At 55.7% G+C, this 17,721-nt stretch carries 17 protein-coding genes; 4 read left to right on the forward strand and 13 right to left on the reverse strand.

The genetic code is table 11. From position 1 onward, the window contains the following. The first annotated feature begins 111 nt into the window (after nt 1-111). A complete protein-coding gene (locus FD38_RS04800; protein WP_057731828.1) occupies nt 112-357 on the forward strand; it encodes a YdeI/OmpD-associated family protein in 246 nt (81 codons plus the stop codon). Nucleotides 358-421: 64 nt separating this feature from the next. Here the strand turns inward: FD38_RS04800 and FD38_RS04805 are convergent, their stop codons facing one another. Further along, on the reverse strand, nt 422-1,609 hold the full coding sequence (locus tag FD38_RS04805) for a serine hydrolase domain-containing protein (RefSeq protein WP_057731830.1): 1,188 nt from the start codon (nt 1,607-1,609) through the stop codon (nt 422-424). A gap of 28 nt (nt 1,610-1,637) precedes the next feature. Next, on the reverse strand, nt 1,638-2,444 hold the full coding sequence (gene recX, locus FD38_RS04810) for a recombination regulator RecX (protein WP_225430785.1): 807 nt from the start codon (nt 2,442-2,444) through the stop codon (nt 1,638-1,640). Between the two features lie 248 nt (nt 2,445-2,692). Here recX and FD38_RS04815 point away from each other — a divergent pair, with 248 nt between their 5' ends. Continuing rightward, complete coding sequence (locus FD38_RS04815) at nt 2,693-3,148, forward strand: flavodoxin (RefSeq protein ID WP_057731832.1); 456 nt, start codon at nt 2,693-2,695, stop codon at nt 3,146-3,148. Between the two features lie 122 nt (nt 3,149-3,270). Here FD38_RS04815 and FD38_RS04820 read toward each other — a convergent pair whose 3' ends face one another. The 3 genes from FD38_RS04820 to wecB are packed head-to-tail and all read right to left on the reverse strand — an operon-like array spanning nt 3,271 to nt 6,165. Continuing rightward, complete coding sequence (locus FD38_RS04820) at nt 3,271-4,170, reverse strand: YihY/virulence factor BrkB family protein (protein ID WP_057731834.1); 900 nt, start codon at nt 4,168-4,170, stop codon at nt 3,271-3,273. Between the two features lie 16 nt (nt 4,171-4,186). Next, on the reverse strand, nt 4,187-5,038 hold the full coding sequence (locus FD38_RS04825) for a nuclease-related domain-containing protein (protein ID WP_057731836.1): 852 nt from the start codon (nt 5,036-5,038) through the stop codon (nt 4,187-4,189). Next, a complete protein-coding gene (gene wecB / locus FD38_RS04830) occupies nt 5,038-6,165 on the reverse strand; it encodes a non-hydrolyzing UDP-N-acetylglucosamine 2-epimerase (protein WP_057731838.1) in 1,128 nt (375 codons plus the stop codon). The genes FD38_RS04825 and wecB overlap by 1 nt, the downstream gene beginning before the upstream one ends. 366 nt (nt 6,166-6,531) lie before the next feature. Between wecB and FD38_RS04835 the strand changes: the two genes are divergently transcribed. Then, nucleotides 6,532-7,473, forward strand: coding sequence for a glycosyltransferase family 2 protein (locus FD38_RS04835; RefSeq protein WP_057731840.1), 942 nt, complete (start codon nt 6,532-6,534; stop codon nt 7,471-7,473). Between the two features lie 94 nt (nt 7,474-7,567). Here the strand turns inward: FD38_RS04835 and FD38_RS04840 are convergent, their stop codons facing one another. Beyond that, the gene (locus FD38_RS04840; protein ID WP_057731842.1) at nt 7,568-8,923 is read right to left on the reverse strand and encodes a gluconate:H+ symporter; all 1,356 of its coding nucleotides are present in this window, start codon (nt 8,921-8,923) and stop codon (nt 7,568-7,570) included. A 157-nt stretch (nt 8,924-9,080) separates the two neighbouring features. Then, a complete protein-coding gene (locus tag FD38_RS04845) occupies nt 9,081-9,524 on the reverse strand; it encodes a universal stress protein (RefSeq protein WP_162254314.1) in 444 nt (147 codons plus the stop codon). Between the two features lie 400 nt (nt 9,525-9,924). Between FD38_RS04845 and FD38_RS04850 the strand changes: the two genes are divergently transcribed. Continuing rightward, nucleotides 9,925-10,803, forward strand: coding sequence for a DMT family transporter (locus FD38_RS04850; protein WP_057731846.1), 879 nt, complete (start codon nt 9,925-9,927; stop codon nt 10,801-10,803). Between the two features lie 53 nt (nt 10,804-10,856). On the opposite strand, the gene FD38_RS04855 is transcribed toward FD38_RS04850, so the two are convergent. The 6 genes from FD38_RS04855 to tkt form a co-directional block, all read right to left on the reverse strand. Then, nucleotides 10,857-11,693, reverse strand: a complete 837-nt coding sequence (locus FD38_RS04855) for a serine hydrolase (RefSeq protein WP_057731848.1) — start codon at nt 11,691-11,693, stop codon at nt 10,857-10,859. Nucleotides 11,694-11,899: 206 nt separating this feature from the next. Next, nucleotides 11,900-12,109, reverse strand: a complete 210-nt coding sequence (locus FD38_RS04860) for a hypothetical protein (protein ID WP_057731850.1) — start codon at nt 12,107-12,109, stop codon at nt 11,900-11,902. Between the two features lie 159 nt (nt 12,110-12,268). Next, nucleotides 12,269-13,357, reverse strand: coding sequence for a 3-dehydroquinate synthase (gene aroB / locus FD38_RS04865; protein ID WP_057731852.1), 1,089 nt, complete (start codon nt 13,355-13,357; stop codon nt 12,269-12,271). Nucleotides 13,358-13,366: 9 nt separating this feature from the next. Further along, nucleotides 13,367-14,362 carry a 3-deoxy-7-phosphoheptulonate synthase gene (gene aroF, locus FD38_RS04870; RefSeq protein WP_057731854.1) on the reverse strand — a complete coding sequence of 332 codons (996 nt, stop codon included), beginning with the start codon at nt 14,360-14,362 and terminating at the stop codon, nt 13,367-13,369. Nucleotides 14,363-14,380: 18 nt separating this feature from the next. Further along, nucleotides 14,381-15,283: a shikimate dehydrogenase gene (locus FD38_RS04875; RefSeq protein ID WP_057731856.1), complete on the reverse strand. Its 903-nt coding sequence runs from the start codon at nt 15,281-15,283 to the stop codon at nt 14,381-14,383. Nucleotides 15,284-15,308: 25 nt separating this feature from the next. Continuing rightward, on the reverse strand, nt 15,309-17,321 hold the full coding sequence (gene tkt, locus FD38_RS04880) for a transketolase (protein ID WP_057731857.1): 2,013 nt from the start codon (nt 17,319-17,321) through the stop codon (nt 15,309-15,311). Nucleotides 17,322-17,721 lie beyond the last annotated feature (400 nt).

Genomic DNA, 17,721 nt, shown 5'->3' on the forward strand with positions numbered 1-17,721 from the left:
ATTGGCGTTTGAAAGTTCTTGGGTTTTCGCCGGCGACGGGGTAAACTGAAGAAAAAATGGGTCGCCGACCGCCTCATCCCTGGTGGGCGGACCCCAGAAAAGAGTGATTCCATGCCCCAACTTCCATTGAGCGCTTATGAACCCATGATTCCCCAAGTCGCCGATCTCTTAGCCGACGACTTATCCCTTCAAACCTTCTTTAACGACCTCACGCCCGGCTACCAACGGGAGTGGGCGCGCTTCATCTTCGGGGCCAAGGCTACAGCCACCCAGCAACGCCACATCGCCGTGATGCGCACGGTCTTTCGGGCCGGTTACAAGTCCAAACGGGCTTACGACAGCCGCCCCAAGGACTAATTGCCCCGTTTACGGCAAATGCGTCACCGTCCAACCGACGGTGACGCATTTTTGGATAACAGCCTTATTTGCCTAATTGACCGGCTTCGAGTAGGTTCCAGATCTGGATGGCCGGCGTTTGTGCCAATTGGTTGACCCGGTAGTAGTTGGTCAACAGGACCACCCCGTCTTGACCGTCCTTACTCAACAGGGCCGTGGCTTCGTGTCCGTAGGCTAACCCGTGGACCCGGATGTAGCCCGGTTGGATGTAGTCGCCACCGCCGTAAGTCGATGCCGAGCCCGGCGTCAACAACGTGTTCACGTCGGCTTGAGGATACAACTTGCCCTGGAGCATGTCGCGTTCCCCCACGTAGAGGTCGCGCGCCGACATGTAGACTTGACCGGTCCCGTACTGGTAATACATAGAGGCCCGGGATTCGGGGAACTTATTCCGATAGTTGGGCACCACATCGTTCGGATCTTCATTCTCATACCCCTGAGCGTAGTCGCGTTGCCGGTTCATGTTAAAGACAAAACCGGTGTGCTTCAACCCAAAGGCCTGCGTAATATTTTGGGTGAAGTATTGCTGGTAGCTTTGCCCGCTGACCTTGCGGATGATGCCGGCTAACAACATGTAGTTAACCGGCGCGTAATTCCACTGGCCAATCTTTGCCGGGTCACTGTTCACGTTCTTCAAAATAAACTTGATCATGCCCGTTTCCGAGTGCAGGTCATCCGGGAAAGGCACCAGCGTCAAGCCACTCTTCATGTCCAGCATATCACGTAAGGTGATCTGCTGGGCCCCGTTGATCTGCGGATAGTACTTCGCCAGGTTATCGGTCAACGCCAGCTTCTTTGCCGCCGCCAACTTCATGATCAATCCCGCGGTAAAGGACTTCTGCACGGAGGCTAACTGATACTCCGTGTTGATGCCGTTCTTCCGTTGCAGCGCGTAATTGGCGTACCCAAAGCCCTTTTCGTAAACCGTTTTGCCGTTTCGTACCACTAACGCCGTGCCCACGAACCGGTTAGCCCGTAACACCGCGTCGATCTTGCGGGTCGCCGCGGTATTCTTCGGGGCGACCGGTCGCTTTTTCTTCGGCACGACCTTTTTCGGTTTTGGTTTCACCGGTTTCACGGAACTACTGCTGACGGCCGCCGGTTTCGTCTCGGCCTGTGACTGGTTCTGGTTATTAAACCAGAAGACCAGACCAGCCCCTAACCCAATCACCAATGCCGTTAGTAACGCAAAAACCCCCATTTTTGCTTTCATTTCAGACTCCCCCTGTCTTACAAGTTACCTATTCCCCATCGGTCGTGGCAACCCCCACTAACCAATGGTCGATGTCATCTAAGCCAAACCCCTTGCGATACAGGGCCTGCTTAGTCTTATACTTTCGTTCACTAGCCGCTAAGGTGCGGTACTTATGCCACAGCTTTTCCCCCTGCTTAGCCAGTAGCGCCGCCTGTTCATCGACGTCGGGCTGGAGATCCAGGGTCGCGAGCATCGTGCCGACCTCGTCGCTAGCAAAGCCGCGCGTCATCAACCCCTGCCGGATCTTTTGTTCCTGCGTGTGAAAGGCCTGGTGCCGGTAACGCTTCGCCAGTTTCTGAGCCACGGCCGTCCCCACGGTCTGGCGCTCCTCCGGCGTGTACAGCTTTAACGCGTCATCGATTGGCTGTTCTAGTACCCCTTTTTGCCGGAGATGCTGACGAATCACCCGCGGCCCCTTATCGCTGGTCCGCATCATGGTCCGCACGTAACTGGCGGCGTAGTGGGCGTCGTCGACCAGGTTAAGGTCGGCCAACCGCCCCAACGTCTCGTCGATCACTTCCGGTGGGATTTCTAACCCCGCCAATTTATCCCGGACTTCCTTTTCGGTCCGCAGCTGCTGGGACAGGTAGTCCAACGCACGGTTATACGCCTTGGCCACGTCATCGGCCGCGCTTAGTTGGGCTTCGAGTTGTTGGTCAACTTCCATGCCCTTGAACAACCGAAAATCAATCAGGACGCTTTCACTGACCGGAAACGCGTAGTGACCATCCACGTACACGTTGAACCGACCGGCCCGTTTCTGGGCTTCAATCATGGTAATTACGGCCAAAATAAGTCACTCCTTGTTCGACTGACTTAGAACCCCTGGTCTGGAATGGTTCTAAGTGTTATTTTAACAGGTCCGCGCCCAACCCAGGCGGCGGAACCCGACATTAGTTAATCGATTAGCTTTTCATCACAAACACATTGACTGGCCTTAACCCTGCCTAGTCGCCTCCCCTGAGACCTGCTATAATTAAGGGTAAATAACGCTCCGTGTGGCTCAAACCGCCGACACGTGTCCGGAGGAGGAGAATGGTTATGCTTACAGCACAAGTGGTTTTTGCCACCATCACCGGCAACAACGAAGACATTGCCGACATCATTACCGAGAAATTAGAGGATTTAGGCTGTCAGGTCACCGAAAGTGAAATCTCACAGGCCGACGCCACCGACTTTCAAACCGCCGATATCTGCGTGGTCTGCCCCTACACTTACGACGAAGGGGCCTTACCCGACGAAGGGTTGGACTTCTACGAAGATCTCCAGGCCCTGGACCTATCGGGTAAATTCTACGGCGTCGCCGGTTCCGGGGACACCTTCTACGGGGAATACTACAACATCTCGGTCGATAAATTCGCCGCGGCCTTTCAACAGGCCCACGCCACGGCCGGCGCCCCGGACATCAAGATCAACCTGTCCCCCGACCAAGACGACATCCAACAGTTGGACGCCTTTGCCCAACAATTGGTCACGAGTTGTCAGGATCACCATTAAATTCGAGAATAGCCCCGACTTAAAATAGAGAAGCTGCCCGTGCTGGTCAGCTTCTCTATTTTAAGTCACAACCGCTAAACGCGTCACGTCAAACGACCGCGCTAACGCAAAATTAACAAACGCTACTCTTTCTTAGCTTTTCGCCGCCGCAATAACCGCCGCAGCTGCGCCTGTTCCTCGACCGGCCCGGCGACCAATTCCTGAATCGAGGCATTGACCACCGCGCCGAACATCAGGATCATCCCGGTAAAGTCCAGCCAGAACATCAACACGATGAAGGTCCCAATCGTTTTATAACTATCAATGTTATGCATGAAGTATTTCAGATATAACGAGAAGGCTTGCGAGAGCAATAACCAACCCATCGCCGCGATCAACGCTCCCGGCCACACGAACCGCCATTTCAAGCGGGCGTTGGGAACGAAGAAAAACAGGATCAAGAGGATGAAGAACGTGACCACGAAGGTGACCGGCCACCGCACCGCGTTGACGTAGGTCAGAATCTGCGTCGGCAGGTGCAACAGGGGCGTCAGCTGTTCGAGAATGATCTGGCTAAAACTAAAGACCAGCATCAACCCAAACATCAACGCGATCAACACGACCATCCAGAAGAAGGCCCCCACCCGGTTAACGAACGCGTTCTGGTGCTCCGCGACCCCGTAAGCCCGGTTCACGGTCCGTTGAAAGGCCGCGACCGCTCGGGACGACGACCACAGGGCCACGACGACCCCGATGGACAGGACCCCACCGCTGCGCCGATTCAGAAAGGAATGGATGATGGGCCCCAACATGTCGTAGATGCTTTCGGGCACGATGGGCTCGATGCCGTTCAGTACCGTTTGCGTGTCAATGTGTAAGTACGGCAAGAGGCTGGCCAAGACCAGCAACGCCGGAAATAACGATAATAAGATATAGTAGGCCAACACTACCGCCGAGTCGGAGACGTTGGCCATTTGGTAGTGGCGCGCAATGGTCGTAATCACCGTGCGGGCCCCCGTATAAACTTTTCGCCAGCGACTCACGGGCGGTCGACCCCCTTTAAAATGACCCGTAATCCTCGGCGAACTTCAGGGTCCCAATCATTTTTTCGAGTGTCCGGCGACTAAAGCGCACCCGCTTGGCCTGGCGGAAGGTCTCGATAAAGGTCGCCAGGTCGTGATAGTTGGCCACCGCCGTGCAATTATAGGCGTCGCGGGGGTTCAACTTGGTCTTGTTGCCGACCACCAGCGAATTGCTGTGGTCGTACCGGTCATAATAGTTGTAGTAGACCAAAGGCTTCACAAAGTCGATGATCCGGTCACTCTTGTTTTCTAATTGCTTGTGCATGGTAATTTCACTGTTGATGTAGCGCACTAGTAATTTCGACGAGAGTTCGGCCTGCGTCGCCGGATTACCGATCCCGGTATGCAGGGTCACCGTGCGTTTCTCCCGCCCGTCTTGTTCCAGGCTCAACGTGTAGCCCTGGGTCAACGACTCGTTTTCTTCGGAGAGGTTCGGCAAGAAGAACCGGTCCAACTGGTTGGTTAGCGCCTTGGTGGTGTCCTTTTCCTTGTGCCGCAAGTTGACCGCGGAAAATTCGTTCAGGCTCGACGAGAAGATTTCGTCGGACAAGTCGTGAAAGATCATCCCCCGCCAATACTTGCTCTCAACGTTGATGACCCCAAACGAGGTCACCAGTAAATTATCGATCTGCATCACCCGCCAAGAATCCCCGTCGTTCATTTCCTGAGTGACCGGGTTCTTGACCTTGTTGGCGAAGTGAACGTTCCGTAAGATCTTATAATCAAACCGTTCGTGGTGCTTCCCCGCTTCGTGATGAATATGCCGCATGATTTCGGACAACTGTTCGGTCGTCTTGATTTCCGCGCGATCATACGCTGTTTCAGCCATTACGCTTTGCCTCCATTGATTTTTTCTTCAATCGCGGCCAAAATTCGTTCCGAGGCGTGACCGTCACCGTAAGGATTCTGGGCTTGGGCCATGGTCTGGTAGGCCGTGGTGTCGTTTAAGAGCGTTTCCATGGCCGTGGTGACCTTTTGCGGGTCGGTGCCAACCAACTTCAAGGTCCCACTGGTTACGCCCTCAGGCCGCTCCGTGGTGTCTCTTAGGACCAACACGGGTTTGTTCAGGGACGGCGCTTCTTCCTGGACCCCACCCGAATCGGTCATGATAAAGTAACTTCTGGCCGCTAAGTTGTGGAAGTCGACCACGTCTAGCGGGTCGATTAGGTGAATCCGGTCCATGCCGTCTAATTCGGCGTGGGCCACTTTTTGTACGGCCGGGCTTAAATGGACCGGGTAGATGACCTCCACGTCGGGATGGGCCGCGACCACCTGCCGGATGGCGTGCAGGACTACGTGCATGGGTTGCCCCTGATTCTCCCGTCGGTGCATGGTCAACAGGATCAAGCGGTGTCCGGCTTGGACCTGGTCTAAGACGGCGTGGTGGTAGTTGGCATCGACGGTCTGCTTGAGCGCGTCGATGGCGGTGTTACCCGTCACGTAGATGTGACTATCCGGGTGGGCCTGCTTAAGAAGGTTCTGCCGCGACAGGTCGGTCGGCGCAAAGTACAGGTCGCTTAGAATGTCGGTCAGTTGCCGGTTCATCTCTTCGGGATACGGTGAATACTTATCCCAGGTCCGTAAGCCGGCTTCCACGTGGCCCAACAGGGTCTTGTGGTAAAAGGCACTCACGCTAGCCGCAAAGGTCGTGGTGGTATCCCCGTGAACCAACACGATGTCGGGTTGCGCTTCGGTCAAGACCTGATCCAAGTGGTCCAACACGCGGGTGGTGATGCCACTCAGTGTCTGATTAGGACGCATAATATTTAAATCATAATCCGGGTGAATGTGAAAAATTTCGAGCACCTGGTCCAACATCTCTCTGTGTTGGGCCGTAACCACGGTGATCGGCGTAAATTCTGCCGGTCGCTGTTGCATCGCTAAAATGATCGGTGCCATTTTGATGGCTTCCGGTCGGGTGCCAAAGACGGTCATTACTTTAATCGGTTTCGTCATAATTTCCCTCTACTTTCCGAAGTCTTACGCCTAATTATAGCAGATAACCCCACCGGTCGGGACCAGTAGCGGGGCAATTCCTGGATTAACTCATTTTCCGCAACGTCAGAGTTTGTGTCAGCCAGATGACACGTGGATGACGGCGGACCGGGAGAAACCTAATTAGCTGGTTTGGTTCGTCACGCCGGAGCCGTCACGAGTTGGCCGCGTTTTCCCACCCCAGCTTACCGGTGATGCCCCTTAACGACCAGCGTGGTTAGTCATGATAGTTAAGTTTAAAGACACCCAAACATAAAGGAAACGTAATAGCCATTCCTAGTGGTTTGCTGTAGAATTAAGCATGTTGTGTGAAAGGAATGTCTATCAATGAAAACATTAAGTCTAGTCGTTCCTTGCTATAACGAGGAGGAGTCAATCCCACTATTTTACCAAACCGTTAGCAAGGTGATCGACAAAATGAACACTCCGACCCCCACGGTCACGCCCGAATACATCTTCGTGGACGATGGGTCGGCGGACAACACCTTAGCGGAAATGAAGACGTTGCACCAGGCTAATCCGGAGACGGTCCATTACCGATCGTTTTCACGTAATTTTGGCAAAGAATCTGCCTTAGCCGCCGGACTGCAAGCCACTACCGGGGAATTAGTGGCCGTCATGGACGTCGATCTCCAGGACCCACCCGAATTATTACCCAAAATGTTTGCCCTGATTGAAAATGAGGGCTACGACTGTGTCGGCACCATTCAGAAGGAACGCAAAGGGCAAAGCAAGCTCCGGGCCTTCCTGTCGAGTAGCTTCTACCGGGTCATCAACTGGATCTCCGACGTGCGCATCGAACCTAACGCGCGCGACTACCGGTTAATGACGCGTCAGTTCGTCAACACGGTCCTCGACCTGCCCGAGTTCAACCGGTTCTCTAAGGGCATCTTCAGCTGGGTCGGTTACAAGACCACCTATTTAACTTACGAAAGTCAGCCCCGCGCCGCCGGTAAGACCCACTGGAGTCTGGGCCAACTGTTCTCGTACTCCATCGAGGGCATCATCGACTTTTCCAACGCGCCGTTGCGCCTCGCGACCTGGGTCGGTAGCATTTCGTTTTTCCTATCGATCATCGGGTTGATTTTCGTCATCGTCCGGGCCCTCACCGTGGGCGGTTCGGTGGCCGGTTGGCCGTCACTGGTAGTCATCATGCTCCTGATTGGCGGGATTCAGTTGTTCTGTCTGGGAATCCTGGGTCAGTACATCAATAAGATTTATCTGGAAACCAAGCACCGGCCGAAATACATCGTCCGGGAAGAAAAATAAGTGAGTTGTCAACGCCGTTACCCTCGCTGGGAACGGCGTTTTTTGGTCGCAAAAAAGCGGTCGACTAGGCGCCGACCGCTTGCTAAAACTTAAATTAATGGAAAATGGCGTTCATGATCATGACCATGATGACCCCCACAATGGAGATGACCGTTTCCAGCGTGGTCCAAACTTTGAAGGTGTCCTTGACACTCAAGTCAAAGTATTCGGAGAACATCCAGAACCCGGCATCGTTCACGTGAGAAGCCGCCAGTGACCCGGCCCCAATGGCTAAGGCAATCATGACGGGATCGGCACCCAGTGAGTGCATCAACGGCATGATCAGCCCGGAAGCCGTCATCCCGGCAACCGTTGCGGACCCCAAAGAAATCCGCAAGATAACCGTGATGAACCAAGCCAAGATGATTGGGGAGAACGAGGAGTTGACCATCAGTTGTTGCACGGCCTTCCCGACCCCACCATCAATCAGAACTTGCTTGAAGGCAGAACCCCCGGCGATAACCATCAGTAACATGGCGATCGACTTCACGGCACTTTCGATGGTCCCACTGATTTCCTTCATGGTCCGTTGGCGGTGTAAGCCCATGGACCAGATGGCAAAGAGTAAGGCAATTACCATGGCGATGACGGGGTTCCCCAACATCGTCACGACGGCATCGAAGCCGTGCGGATTCTTCGGCGCTTGACCGCCGTTGACCGCCATTTGGTAAATCGTGGCCAGTGCCATGAAGATCACTGGGAACAAAGAAGTCAACACGGAAATCCCAAAGCCAGGGGTTTCCTTCAAGTCGAATTCCTTCACTTCACCAAAGGCTGGTAAGGACTTCTTGACCACGAACAATTCGGGGCTGAACCGCCGAATGACCCGCGTCCAAAGTGGCCCCGCGACGATCACACAAGGAATCGCCACGATGATCCCGATTAACAGGACTTCCCCAATGTTGGCACCCAAGGCCGTGGCAACGGCCGTTGGTGCGGGTTGTGGGGGTAAGAAGCCTTGCGTGGCGGATAAGGCGGCGGCCATGGAAATCCCCAGGTACAGGAATGGCACGTCGGCTTCCAACGCCACGGCGAACACGATTGGCGTAACCAGGACTAACCCCACTTCGAACAGTAAGGAAATCCCAATCAGGAAGGACGCGATCACGATGGCAACCTGCAACCGCTTCTTCCCGAAGACGTTGATCAACGTCCGAGCGATCCGGTAAGATCCCCCGGCATCTGATACCAGTCGTCCAATCATGGCCCCAAACCCAAAGACGATAATCAGCTCGCCCATTGAGCTCCCAATCCCATTTTTAATGGAATCGGCAATGTCTGCAGGATTCATCCCCAGACCTAATGCGACCAAGATCGAAGTGGCAATCAGTGAAACGAAGGTATTCAGCTTGACCTTGATGATCAAGAACAGTAAGAGCAAAATACCCAATAATAAAATCACGAACTGCATGTTTTTCTCTCTTTTCCTATGCCCGATTCTGACGAATTAAGTAAAAGTGCTAATTCAATCACTACGCATAGGAACCATTGTATGAAACTTTTTTTCGACTTGCAAGCGTTTAACTGAATATAATTTTCAATTTTATTATGAAAAGTCTCTGAAAACGTTACCGCACAATCATTACAGAAACTGGAGAATATTTTGCCATGTAGGCCGCCTGACTCCCGAAATATTTCCGGACACCGCTCTTGGATAACGAGCCAATCACCAAGATATCGGGCTTGACCTCGGGAATAATGGTCTTGACCATGGTTTCGCCGGGATCCCCTTCACCGATAATTAACTTAACCTTCTTGATGCCAACCCGTTCAGCCAATTTCTGATATTGTTCCAGGTGCTTGACCAGTTCGGCGCGTTGCCCGTGCACGTAATCTTTGCTGAGCGCCTGGTAAATGTTCATGCTCTCGGATTCCATGATCGAGCAAATCACCAATTCGGCCTCGTCATACTTGGCCCGGTTCATTGCGTAACGAAAGGCCAGTTGGGCGTCGGGTGAATCGTCGACCCCCACTAAAATGCGTTTAAACTTCTTCGGATTCATTGATTCCATCTGATCCATCTGTCACAACCTCCTCAGGACTCTGTAACCATCTTTATTATACTAGGAAATTTCTGAGAAAGCGCCCACAATTTCAGATTAGCCATGATGGAATAATTGGTTAATCGGGTTAAAAACGCAACCTATCGCCTTTGACACCGGTTTCAGGAAAGTTTGGCTTATTGAAAAAATATTTTATTTGCTCATTAACTTAACCGCTATTTCCCAATAAGTTAATTCCGCGGCATTTTTCGCTGTGCTAAACTAGATGAGCTAAGTTACCGATAAGGGAGGTTATCGCCATGTTCTTCGCCCCATTATTCGAATGTGATGTTCCTGCGACCCGCTAATCAGCGGTGTCTTACCCACCGCTGAGTTTAGACGTCTAAAAAATTTAGCGGAGGATCATCTTATGAAGACAAAATCAATTTTTGGTGCGTTGTGTTTAAGTTTGGCGGCCTGCATCTGGGGCGGCATGTTCGTGGTGGTCAAAACCATCGTCGGGGAAATCCCCCCGATTCAACTGGTCTGGCTACGGTACCTGATTGCAACCGTGGTCTTAGGCCTCATCGCCTGGGGCCAACACATCCCTTGGCACTGGGATTGGCCCAACCTGCGGCTCATCATCCTCGCGGGGCTCATCGGCGACACGCTATCCATCGTCCTACAAGAAACGGGAACCTGGCTGGCCTCGGCACAACTGGGGGCGGTGATCACCACCGCTACGCCGACCGCCATGGTACTCTTCAGTTGGCCCCTGTTACATCGCCGGCCCCAACGGCGGGACTGGCTCAGCCTCACCCTAGCGACGGCCGGCGTGATCGCCATCGTGGGGGTGCAGGTCACCGGCCGTCATGTGGGTCTCGGCGCGTTGTGCCTGTTACTGGCGGGACTGACCTGGGCCCTGATGTCCGTCCTGATTCAACTGATCGACGCCCGCTACTCGCTCCTGCAGGTGACCTTACTGGCCACGCTGGTCGCGGTCATCTGCCTGACGCCCATCGTCTGGTGGCAGGCCCCCGTTTTGGCCCACATCGCGTGGACCAGCCCCCACGTCTGGGGCAGTCTGCTGTACCTGGGCGCCGTGTCGACCGCGCTGGCGTTTCTGCTTTGGAACCTGGGACTGCGGCTCCTACAAAGTCGCCTCTCCGGCCTGTTCTTCCTGTGGCAACCCGTCACCGGAGCACTCTTGGGCTGGTGGCTGTTAGCCGAACCGCTCTCGTGGGGCTTCGTCCTGGGGCTAGGTCTGATTCTCGCCAGCACCTGGGTCGCCATTCGGTTTGACCATTAACTGATGAATTCAAAAAGAACGCTTCCTATTAGGAGACGTTCTTTTTTGTGAAATTATTTACTTAAGCGGGCCACCAGGTGCTTGCCCAGCTGGGCCATGGCGGGATACTGCCGGGCCGCTTGGCTGTGTTGGCTCAGCACCACCACGGTCAGCCGTTGACCGTGCACCTTGAAGTAAGCCGCGTCGTTCTGCACCCCTAGGTCGGGATACTCGCCGGTCTTGTTGAAGACCGTGGCGTGGGTCACCAGCTTAGGGAGCTTGCTATGATTTCGGCAGTGGCGCATCAGCGTCAACATGCGTTTATCCTGGGTGGCCCCGAGCAACCGGTGCTGCGCCAGTAACGTCAAGAAGCGGGTCAGGTCGTGGACCGACGTCCAGTTATCGTGCCCCCGCCGTAACGCTTGCGTGTCCATCAAGTGCCGTCCCAGCGTGGTTTGGGTGAAGTGATGTTGCCGAATCACCCGGTTGACGGCTTTGAGGCCTCCCGCCGTGGTAATCAATTGGTTAGCCGCCACGTTATCCGAATTGTAGATCATTCGTTTCAAGCGCGTTTTGGTCGTTGCCGTGAGGGTCAGCCGGTGCTGCCGGACCCGCTGAAAAATACTGAGCATGATGTACAGCTTAATGGTACTGGCCGCGCGTTGACGCTTGACGGTCCGGTTACCCACGGTCACGTTGACCGGCCGAGCTCCCAACCGGGTCACCTGTACGGACCAGCGCCCCCCGACGTGGCGCATGTCGTGCTTAATCTGCCGCTGAATCGTCGCCGGGCGCACGGTGGTCTGGGCGTGGCCGACCGTGGCCTGCTTGGCGTTCAGACCTACAGCCACAACCAAGCCCAAAATTGTGCCGCCCAAGAGCCGCCACCCCAACTTTGTTAACTCACTCATTTGTTCCCCTCCTACCCCGTGGTTTACCGTTTCGGCCACGGCTATTTTGGGATTAGTTAGAAAACCTTCCTATTAAATAAGTAATTTTAAGTCCCCCATCGTTTGACCAATCCATCACCATCAACTTTATTTAGAGATTCGTTGACTAAACGGCCAAAAGAAAAATCGGGTCAACCACCTGGGGGTCAACGCCGATTCACGATACGCTATTTCGTCCGGTGCCGCATGATTTGGAAGAAGTCCACCACCAGCGTGACGTAGTAGAACAGTGCAGCGATCACACATAAAATCACAAAGATGTCCTGGATGATGCCGACGATCCCGGCGGCGTGGTTTTGGGCGTTGGTGTACCAGAAGTATCCTGCCAAGACGGTCCAAAAAATCCCCCGAATAAAGCGCTTTAATTGCGTTCCCACCTGAACAGACCTCCCTTCGTTAACCTGAGACGTCCCCTTTTAGGGGCTTCATTATTTTGGTTAAAATATAGTCCCATTATACGTCATTCCCGTGCAAATAGGGACCCACCTCCCAAAATAAAACCGTTGGGCGCGCCGTCCCAACGGTTTAATCATGACTCATGGTTGTAAAGGTCCGGTCACCGGGGCAATCCAGGTGGCTAGGTCGGTCAAGGGGACCGCGTGCATGGCGGGTTGGCCGATGGCCGTCAAGTAGACCCAGGTCAGCGCCTGGCCGTGAATCTTCTTATCGTGCTGCATGGCCGCCAGCAGCGCCGTCACCGTCAGGTCCGCCGGTAACGCCACCGGTAACCCCACGGCGGTCAGCCGGTCCCGTAATTGGTCGGCCAAGGCGGCGGGCATCATTCCCTGAGCGGCAAAGAGGCGGGCGACCTGGACCAGGCCAATCGCCACGGCCTCCCCGTGCATGTAACGCCCGTGACCCCACAGCTCCACGGCGTGACCCAGGGTGTGGCCAAAATTCAAGAGTTGACGTTGGCCGCCCTCCTTTTCGTCGGCCATTACCACCCGGGCCTTAAAGGCGATACTCTGGTGGATCAACGGGGCGGCTTGCGCGAGGATCGCTGCCGGCTGGGTCACCTGTTGGACCAACGCCCAGAAGTCACCGCCCACCAGTGCCGCGCATTTCACGATCTCGCCGTAGCCCTCCACCAGCATCCGTGGGGGCAACGTGGTCAGCGTGTGCGGGTCGATCAGGACCACGTCGGGCTGGTAAAAACTCCCGACTAAATTTTTGCCCGTGGGTAGGTCGATGGCGGTCTTGCCGCCGACCGAACTGTCGACCTGTGCCAGTAACGACGTCGGTACCTGCGCAAAGGCGATGCCCCGCAGGTAAATGGCGGCCACAAACCCCGCCAAGTCCCCCACGACACCCCCGCCTAACGCGAGGACCCCGTCACTGCGGGTCAGGTGCGCGGCACTCAACGCGTCGATCAACCGCATCACTTGCGGCCAACTCTTACTGCTTTCCCCGGCCGGGACCGTCAACACAGTAACGCGAAAGCCCGCCGCAATCAACCGGTCGCGGACCTGCTGCGCGTAGAGGGGCCCTACGTTCGTATCGGTGATCACGGCCACCTGGCATGGCGTCCAAACCTGAGCCAGGGCCGTCCCCACCCGTGCTAACAGCCCCGCTTCGATCGTGACCGCGTAACTTTTAGCCGCGGTCGTGACTTGAATCGTTGTCATGTCTACCTCCTACGCCCAACTCTGGACTAAATCGTGTAATTGAAATGCCTGCTTGGCCATCTTGAGGTAGGTCTTGGGCTTTAACGCCTGCGGCCCGTCGGATAACGCGTGGGTCGGGTCGTCGTGGATTTCGACGATCATCCCACTGGCGCCCGCCGCCACGCCGGCCATGGCCATCGGCGTGACCAGTTCCCAGGTACCGACCGCATGGCTAGGGTCGACGATGACCGGGTAGTGGGTCAGCTCCTGTAAGACCGGCACGGCCCCCAGGTCAAAGGTGTTGCGGGTGTACTTGTTGTCAAACGTCCGAATGCCACGTTCCAGCAACATGATCTGGTGATTGCCTCCGGCGGCGATGTATTCGGCGGCGTTGAGCACGTCGTCAATCGTGGCCGACATTCCCCGTTTCAAGGCCACCGGAATCTGGGTGCGCCCCACGGCCTTTAACAGCGAGAAGTTTTGCATGTTCCGCGCCCCAATCTGAAAAATATCGGTGTATTGCGCGACCATCGCCACGTGTTCGTCGTCCATGACCTCGGTGATCATGTCTAGGTCGTTCTGATCGGCCGCGGCGCGTAAGTCCCGCAGGCCCTCTTCACCTAACCCCTGGAAGGAGTACGGCGAGGTCCGGGGCTTGAAGGCGCCGCCGCGGACCACGGTCGCCCCGCCCTGTTTAGCGACCTCGGCCATCCGTTCGACGTGCCCGGCACTCTCCACGGAGCACGGTCCGGCCATCATCACGAAATGGTTTCCGCCAATCACACTGTGCGGTGTGCGGATGATGGTGTCTTCGGGATGGAACAAGCGACTGCTTTGAACGGCCGCGGGCACGTCGGTCAACACATCGGTACTGGCCGCTCGGACGTCGGTCGGCAGTTGTGCGGGCGTCAAGCCCTGAATGGCGATGCGGTTAGCGTGGGTGAAAATCTCGTGGCTGGTCCCGAATTCTGCGATTAATTTAGCTTGCATGGCGGCCGCAGTCGCTGGTTTTAAAATAATAATCATTTAAAAGTCCTCCTTAATTTACATGGCGTGGCGTTGGGTCGTCGGGACATCCTCAGTGGTCAAACTAGCTAACAGGTCAGCTTCCACGGCGGGCACCGGCATCGGTTTGCCCGTCCAGAATTGAAAAGCTAACGCGCCCTGCCAGATCAACATGCCCAGACCGTTATGGGTCTCACACCCCTTTTGCCGGGCTCGCGCCAGAAATTCGGTCTCCAGGGGTTGGTAGATCACATCGTAGACCACTTGACCGGGATGGAGTACCGCTAACACGCTGGCCGGCACCGGAATCCCCGCCGTAGTCATCCCCACGCTGGTGGCGTTAATCACTAAATCGGCCTGGGCCACTAGGTCGCACATAGTTTGGACGGCCTCGTAGGGGTGCAGGCGCAACGGCGTGGTCGCATTTTGGCTCACCCCTGCCACCCAAGTCGCCACGGCCGGGTAACTGGCCGTCTGGCGTTTGAACACGTCGACTTGGGCTAACCGGTAATCCAGTGCTGCGGCGATGATGGCCTTCCCCGCCCCACCGGCGCCTAAGATCACCACCCGTTTTCCCTGCAGGTTCAGGCCCCGGGACTGGAGATTCTGAAATAACCCGGCGCCGTCGGTACTGTCACCAATCAGGCGGCCGTGGTCGTTCTTAATCGTGTTCACGGCGTTGATACGTTGCGCTCTGGGCGTCAACTCATCGAGAAGCGGGATCACGGTCTGCTTGAACGGCATCGAGAGGTTGACTCCGGCGATGCCCATGCTGCGAATACCGGCCACCGCGGCGGGAAGATTCCCCGGGGCGACGTCGAACGCGAGGTACCGGGCGTTGATCCCCCAGTGCCGAAAACTAAGATTGTGCATGCGCGGCGAGCGGCTATGGTGGGCCGGGTGCGCGATAAAGCCAAATAATTGAGTTTTGCCGTTAATCATAAAAATCATCCTCCTATAAAATCGGTTAAATCGCATTCAGTTGTAAGGGTGTGACCTGCCCCGTGCGGAGGTAAGCCGTGACCAGGTGGTCCACCGTAAAGCCGTTAGCCGCTAGGACGGCGGCCGCGGCCCCGCTAGCGCCAAAGTGATCGATCCCCACAACGGCACCGTCTAACCCGACGTAACGTTCCCAGCCTTGCGTGGCGCCCATTTCAATCGCCACGCGCCGGCGAACTTGTGGGGGTAAGACCTGTGCCTGATAGGCCGCCGACTGACGGTGAAACTGCTCTAGTGAGGGTAAGGACACGACACTAACATCCTGACCCAGGGCGGCTAACCGGCGCTGAGCCTGCAGGGCCAACGCCACCTCCGACCCGCTAGCCATTAGGATGCCGCTGGGTTGCCGGCCCCGTTGAGGGGAAAGGACGTATCCTCCACGAGCAACGCCGGTCAGCGCCAGTTGCTGAGTGTGCGGCAAAACGGCTAATTCCTGTCGGGTCAGGACCAAAACCGTGGGGTGATCGGTCGCATTGATGGCTTGCCACCACGCCGCAACGGTCTCGTTGGGGTCGGCCGGTCGAATCACGGTCACGTTGGGAATCGCCCGTAAACTCATCAGCTGTTCGATGGGTTGGTGGGTCGGCCCGTCCTCCCCCACCGCCAACGAATCATGGGTGAATATGTAAGTCACGGGGAGCCGTTGGAGCGCCGCCAATCGAATAGCGCCCCGTAGATAGTCGGAGAAGACCAGGAAGGTACTGCCGAAGACCCGCAGACCGCCGTGAAGGGCCAACCCATTGAGAATCGTCCCTTCCCCAAACTCCCGAACGCCAAAGGCTAAGTTTCGTTGTCCCGGTGTCCGTGACGTCATCAGGTCGTCCGTCTCCAACGTGGTGCGATTAGAACTGGCCAAATCCGCAGAGCCTCCCACCAATTCGGGAAGTTGTACGGCCAACCGTTGAATCACGGCGTGGCTGGTCTGGCGCGAGGCCGCGGCCCCCTGGGCGTATCGGGGCAGGGTCGCCCCTAAAGTCGTCGGTAATTCCCCGGCCAAGACCCGAGAAAACTGCGCCCGTTGTTGCAGTGCTAAACTCGCAAGGCGGGCCTGCCAACGCCGATAAGCGCGGTGCCCCCGCAGCGTAATGGCCTGATGGGCCCGCTTGACCACTGCCGGTAAGACGGTAAAGGCCGGGACGGTCCAATTCAAAGTCGTACAAAGCTGGCGACGACCCGCCGCACCTAAGGGTTTCCCATGCACCTGATTGGTGCCCGCCCCTGGCGCGCCAAATCCAATCACGGTCTTCACGTCGATCAATGATGGCCGGTCGCTGTGCTGGGCCCGCGTCAAAGCGGTATCAATGGCGTCGAGGTCCGTCCCGTCGGCAACGACCTGAACGTCCCAACCGTAGCTTCGAAAACGCTGCGGCACGTTGGTCGTCGTTGACCGGCTGGTGGGGCCATCCAACGAAACGGCATTGTCGTCGTACAAAACGATCAACTTATTCAAGCGCTGGTGACCCGCAAAACTAGCCGCTTCGTGGGAGACCCCCTCCATCAAATCGCCATCCCCCACCAGACAGTAGGTAAAGTGGTCACTGACGATCGACCCGTACTGGGCGGCGAGATGCCGCTCGGCTAAGGCCATCCCCGTCGCCATTCCTAGCCCCTGGCCCAACGGCCCGGTCGTGGCGTCCACTCCGGGAACCTTGCCGTATTCGGGATGACCCGGCGTTTTGCTCCCGAACTGCCGAAATTGTTTGAGATCGGCCAAGCTGAGATCAAACCCACTCAGGTGCAACAGGCTGTACAGGATAGCGGACCCATGCCCGGCGGACAAAACGAACCGGTCGCGGTTGACCCACTGCGGGTGGCGCGGGTTCAGCCGTAAATGTCGACTCCACAACACCCATAAAAGCGGGGCCGTGCCTAACGGTAATCCGGGGTGGCCGGACTGAGCCCGTTCAATCATGTCGATGCTCAACAGGCGTAAATTATTAATTGCTAGTTGGTCGGTCTCATCAAATTCTCTTTTTTGCATAACTGCCATCTCCTTGAAGGACGAAAAAAGCGCCCACAGACTAAACTGTGGACGCTTCAGTGGTGGACCGGTACCGCAAATAAACGGCTGGTCTCCGCCACCAGAAAAGTCACACAGTGATTGGTAAAACACCGATGTGACTCTTCCGTAAATGATTAATTATACGAAAATTACTGGTCACCTTCGATGCGGGCGTAGTGCCCGCACCGAGGTGCCGACACTACTGCAGAAACCAGTAATAATAAAATCGATTCTGTTTTGGTCGGGGCCAGGTTCGCATAATTAAAATCTCCTTAGAAAGTTAATGATTACTTAATGACATTGAGTTTACGAGTCTTTCATAGATTTGTCAAATGGTTTTTTTGAATTTTTCTATGAATCGATCTAAAAAACGTGGCCA

Source organism: Levilactobacillus zymae DSM 19395 (assembly GCF_001434115.1).
Lineage (GTDB): Bacteria > Bacillota > Bacilli > Lactobacillales > Lactobacillaceae > Levilactobacillus > Levilactobacillus zymae.